The following is a 4,764-nucleotide window of genomic DNA, read 5'->3' as shown; positions in this document are numbered from 1 at the left end:
GGGGCTATAGCTCAGCTGGGAGAGCGCTTGCATGGCATGCAAGAGGTCAACGGTTCGATCCCGTTTAGCTCCACCAATTTACAGGTTCAAGGTTCCGGCCACACCGTCCTTGAATTGATCAGGTCTCAGCTCTGATCAGATGTACAGAAGGTTTTGTCCCCTTCGTCTAGTGGCCTAGGACACCGCCCTTTCACGGCGGTAACAGGGGTTCGAGTCCCCTAGGGGACGCCAGTTTCAACAAGCAGCTCGAAAGGTCTGCTGCGTCGCGAGACGAAAAATCCGGGGCTATAGCTCAGCTGGGAGAGCGCTTGCATGGCATGCAAGAGGTCAACGGTTCGATCCCGTTTAGCTCCACCAATTTTACAGGTTCAAGGTTCCGGCCACACCGTCCTTGGATCGATCAGTTCTCAGCGCTGATCTGTTGTATAGAAGGTTTGTGTCCCCTTCGTCTAGTGGCCTAGGACACCGCCCTTTCACGGCGGTAACAGGGGTTCGAGTCCCCTAGGGGACGCCACGATTACCCGCTCTGCGGGATTTTTAAGGGTCATTCAATTATTGAATGGCCCTTTTGTTTGTCTGGCGTTTGGCCAATTCCCTCCTTTATCACCCATTTTCTGTTCTGACCGGCGGTCGTGCTTATCGCTTGCCAAATATTATTATGGTAATAATATTCAACCCATGAAAGACGGAGGCTTCGATGAGCGATAAAAAAGCGCAAACCCGCGAACGTATTTTGCAGGCTGCCAGCGCGGCATTGATCCAGCGTGGCCCGGCTGAGCCCAGTGTGGGCGAAGTAATGGGGGCGGCGGGGCTGACAGTCGGCGGCTTCTACGCGCACTTTGAAAGCAAGGACGCGCTGATGCTGGAAGCGTTCAGCCAGTTGCTGGCGCAGCGTCGCGCCTCCATCGATGACTTGGACGAACAACTGACCGGCGAAGAGCGCCGCACGTTGGTCGCAGCGTTTTATCTGTCGCGCAAGCACCGCGACTCCACGACCCAGGCCTGCCCGTTGCCCGCGACGGTGGGGGAGATGGGGCGCTTGCCGGACGCTTTTCGCGAGGTTTTGAACGAGCACGTCGAGTTGATGGCCGCGCAATTGGCCGGCAGCCCCGAAGATATCGACAAGGCCCTGGCGGACATGGCCTTGATGGTAGGGGGGCTGACCCTGGCGCGGGCACTCGGACCCGGCGAGTTATCAGATCGGGTGATACGTGCGGCCAAGTCGGCGGTACGCTGAAAAAGGGGATGCAAGATGGGCGCATTGACCTGGGTTCGTGGTTTCAATGGCACGGTGGGGCGCCTTGCGCCGCATGCGGTCGCCAGCAAGATGCGTCGCACCTTCATGACCCCGCGCGATCTGCCGCCGCGTGACTGGGAGTTGCCGCTGTTGGCCCATTCGGAGCGCATCACTCTGCGTTTCGGCCTGTCGGCATTGCGTTGGGGGCATGGCCCGGCGGTGCTGCTGATGCATGGCTGGGAAGGCCGCCCGACTCAATTCGCCAGCTTGATCACGGCGTTGGTCGACAACGGCTATTCGGTGATAGCCCTGGACGGTCCCGCTCACGGCCGTTCGCCAGGGCGTGAAGCTCATGTACTGCTGTTTGCCCGCGCCATGCTTGAGGCGGCGGCCGAGCTGCCGCCGCTGTATGCGGTGGTCGGCCATTCCATGGGCGGCGCCAGTGCGATGTTGGCGGTGCAGTTGGGGTTGCGTACGCAGGCATTGGTCAGCATTGCCGCACCGTCGCGCTTTCTGGATGTGCTACGCGGGTTCACCCGCATGGTCGGCTTGCCGCCCCGGGCGCGCTCAGCCTTTATCCAAGAGGTGGAGTTGAGCATGGGCATGCCGCTCAAGCATCTGGACGTGGCCCACTACCAGTTGAACATTCCCGGCCTGATCGTGCACGCCGAAGACGACACCTTCGTTCCGGTCAGGGCGGCTCAAGCCATTCACGAAGCCTGGTTCGACAGCCGCCTGCTGCGCCTGGAGCAGGGTGGCCACCAGAAAGTGCTCGCCGACCCGCAGGTCATCGACGCTGTACTTGCCCTATTGGCCGGCTGCCGTCTACAGGAGCGCCAAAGCGCCTGATACACTGCCCCGCCGACATCAATCGACTGGAGCAAGGCATGGGCTGGGATTTGGCAACGCCGTTCATCATCGATCTGCAGGTTGCGGCTGAGGACATCGACGGCCTGGGGCACGCCAATAATGCGGTGTACGTCTCATGGCTGGAGCGTTGCGCCTGGCGCCATTCCCAGCGCCTGGGGCTGGACCTCACCGAATACCGCCGCCTCGACCGCGCCATGGCCGTGGTGCGCCATGAGATCGACTACCTGGCCGCAGGCTATGAGGGCGATGAGTTACAACTTGCCACCTGGATCGTCGATTGGGACCAACGCCTGAAAATGACCCGTCGTTTCCAGCTTGTGCGCCCCCGTGACGGCGCGACCCTGCTGCGTGCGCAAACAACCTTCGTATGTATTGAGTTGTCCAGCGGCAAGCCCAAGCGTATGCCCGCCGAGTTTATTGAAGGTTACGGCCCCGCCCTGACAGGGGGTTAACGGTTGCCGCAGGAAACCCAGTAAACTGCGCCACGATTTTTGTTGAGTGTTTTCCATGCAAATTGCTTTGGCGCCCATGGAGGGGTTGGTCGACAACATCCTGCGGGACGTGTTGACCCACGTGGGCGGTATCGACTGGTGCGTGACCGAGTTCATCCGGGTCAACGACCGCCTGCTCACACCTGCCTATTTCCACAAGCTCGCCCCGGAACTGCTGCACGGTGCGCACACCGCTGCGGGCGTGCCGTTGCGTGTGCAATTGCTGGGCTCCGACCCGGTTTGCCTGGCGGAGAACGCCGCCTTGGCCTGCGAGCTGGGTTCGCAAGTCATCGACCTGAACTTCGGCTGCCCAGCCAAGACCGTCAACAAGTCCCGCGGCGGTGCGGTGCTGCTCAAGGAGCCGGAGCTGCTCAACCAGATCGTCGAACATGTGCGCCGTGCCGTACCTGCCCATATCCCGGTGACCGCCAAGATGCGTCTGGGCTTCGACAGCCCGGATGGCGCGTTGGTGTGTGCAACGGCCCTGGCAGAAGGTGGTGCGGCGCATATCGTGGTACATGCGCGTACCAAAACCGATGGCTATAAGCCCCCCGCCCATTGGGAGTGGATCCCGCGTGTGCAAGACGTGGTGAAGGTGCCAGTGTTTGCCAATGGTGATATATGGAGTGTTGAAGATTGGCGGCGGTGCCGGGAAATCAGCGGCGTAGAAGACATCATGTTGGGACGCGGCTTGGTCGCGCGGCCTGACCTGGCCCGGCAAATCGCTGCTGCGCGCGCTGGCGAAGAAGTAGTGGAGATGACCTGGGCGCAGATGCAACCCATGCTCCACGAGTTCTGGCGTCAATCGGTAGCCCAGTTGACTGAAAAGCAGGCGCCGGGCCGTTTGAAGCAATGGCTGGCGATGTTGACGCGTAATTACCCGGAGGCGGTCGAACTGTTTACGGCCCTGCGTCGTGAAACCGCATTGGAACAGGTTAGCCGCTTGCTTGGCATGCCTCACCCACAACCGGCAACGTTATGAGTTGTAACGCTTCAATGTCCGTTGATGGTGGGTGCAACATTATTTGAGTCGGCGTCCTGTTTCAAAAAATGCCCCATATTGAGAGATATGGGGCATTTTTTTGTTTGTTGGGATTATCTATGGCTGAACTTGACGCCCTTTATAGAGCGCTCGCAGTTTGTTCTCACATAGGTTGAATGTTGCTCGGTAATAAACAGGCACGTTATAGGTTTTTTAAATTCAAAAGTTTCTCTGTGTAAGTTTATTTATAAATATATGTCTTCGGTGCGTGGTTCTGGTTGTGTCTTATATGTTCGCGCGAAATATCAAAGTTGGCGGTTACGCGGCGTTTTGAATTGTATCGACAAGTTGCGTTTCAGGTGAGTTATTAATCTGTATTTCTGCCACGCACACATTCGGGGGCGGCAAATCGAGGTGTTCTTTAAAAAGCACGAGGCAAAGTCTGAAAATTTGGTTTGGTTTCTTTATATGACGCGCGATTTTAGGAACTGGTCAGCGTTAACTCCCACAAATTAGCAGCTGTCAGGCAGTGTTGTTGCTTGCAGTTCATTAAGGCTATTGCTTCCCTGGCCATTTAACGGAGTCAGGTGGCGCCGATTAAGGAGTTTATGAATGTCTCTATCTGTCAATAATTCGCCCTTTGTCAAAGTTGATACATCACCTCTGAGCGGGCAGTTGCCGACCCCGTTGAAAGTCGACATGCAACCTAAACCTCCGACGAGCCATTTCAACCTCAACCCCGCATCTGCACGCAATGAAAACAGTGAGGTCATGGTGAGTGCGACGGCGCTCACCAGAGTATTTGACATGCTCGAGCAGTTCTTCAAATCCATGCGGGAGATGCTTTTGGGAAAAAGTGTTACGCCTGATCTGGAGGCAAAAGACCAGCCCGTGAAGCCAGCTACAACTGATCAAGCGGTGAAGCTGAATGCAAAAGACCTGCCGGTGAAGCCAGGTACGACTGATCAAGCGATGAAGCCGGATGCAAAAGACCTGCCGGTGAAGCCAGGTACGACTGATCAAGCGATGAAGCCGGATGCAAAAGACCAGCCGGTGAAGCCAGGTACGACGGATCAGTCGGTGAAGCCGAATGCAAAAGACCAGCCGGTGAAGCCAGGTACGACTGATCAGTCGGTGAAGCCGAATGCAAAAGACCAGCCGGTGAAGCCAGGTACGACTGATCA

At 57.5% G+C, this 4,764-nt stretch carries 4 protein-coding genes, 4 tRNA genes and 1 pseudogene; all 9 read left to right on the top strand.

What is annotated here, in order from left to right; all coding sequences use genetic code 11:
• A tRNA-Ala gene (locus ACTJLA_RS26765) sits at nucleotides 1-76 on the top strand.
• A 79-nt stretch (nucleotides 77-155) separates the two neighbouring features.
• Nucleotides 156-231, top strand: a tRNA-Glu gene (locus tag ACTJLA_RS26760).
• Between the two features lie 50 nt (nucleotides 232-281).
• Nucleotides 282-357: transfer RNA gene (locus tag ACTJLA_RS26755), tRNA-Ala, on the top strand.
• Nucleotides 358-438: 81 nt separating this feature from the next.
• Nucleotides 439-514 (top strand) — tRNA-Glu (locus ACTJLA_RS26750).
• 183 nt (nucleotides 515-697) lie between these two features.
• Complete coding sequence (locus tag ACTJLA_RS26745; protein WP_054898574.1) at nucleotides 698-1,237, top strand: TetR/AcrR family transcriptional regulator; 540 nt, start codon at nucleotides 698-700, stop codon at nucleotides 1,235-1,237.
• 15 nt (nucleotides 1,238-1,252) lie between these two features.
• On the top strand, nucleotides 1,253-2,086 hold the full coding sequence (locus tag ACTJLA_RS26740; RefSeq protein WP_054898573.1) for an alpha/beta hydrolase: 834 nt from the start codon (nucleotides 1,253-1,255) through the stop codon (nucleotides 2,084-2,086).
• Nucleotides 2,087-2,124: 38 nt separating this feature from the next.
• Complete coding sequence (locus tag ACTJLA_RS26735) at nucleotides 2,125-2,559, top strand: acyl-CoA thioesterase (RefSeq protein ID WP_020300953.1); 435 nt, start codon at nucleotides 2,125-2,127, stop codon at nucleotides 2,557-2,559.
• 55 nt (nucleotides 2,560-2,614) lie between these two features.
• Nucleotides 2,615-3,580, top strand: a complete 966-nt coding sequence (locus tag ACTJLA_RS26730) for a tRNA dihydrouridine synthase (protein ID WP_054898571.1) — start codon at nucleotides 2,615-2,617, stop codon at nucleotides 3,578-3,580.
• Nucleotides 3,581-4,192: 612 nt separating this feature from the next.
• Nucleotides 4,193-4,764 (top strand): annotated as a pseudogene (locus tag ACTJLA_RS26725) (hypothetical protein); the annotation flags it as partial.

It is taken from the genome of Pseudomonas sp. 22072 (assembly GCF_052046095.1).
Taxonomy (GTDB): domain Bacteria; phylum Pseudomonadota; class Gammaproteobacteria; order Pseudomonadales; family Pseudomonadaceae; genus Aquipseudomonas; species Aquipseudomonas paracarnis.
The sequence above is the reverse complement of the archived record's forward strand: the minus strand, read 5'-3'. Positions and strand labels throughout refer to the sequence as shown.

Bases quoted from the DNA above. Each gene is read 5' to 3' on its own strand.
- ACTJLA_RS26745 (WP_054898574.1), top strand. From the start codon at position 698: ATGAGCGATAAAAAAGCGCAAACCCGCGAACGTATTTTGCAGGCTGCC.
- ACTJLA_RS26740 (WP_054898573.1), top strand. From the start codon at position 1,253: ATGGGCGCATTGACCTGGGTTCGTGGTTTCAATGGCACGGTGGGGCGC.
- ACTJLA_RS26735 (WP_020300953.1), top strand. From the start codon at position 2,125: ATGGGCTGGGATTTGGCAACGCCGTTCATCATCGATCTGCAGGTTGCG.
- ACTJLA_RS26730 (WP_054898571.1), top strand. From the start codon at position 2,615: ATGCAAATTGCTTTGGCGCCCATGGAGGGGTTGGTCGACAACATCCTG.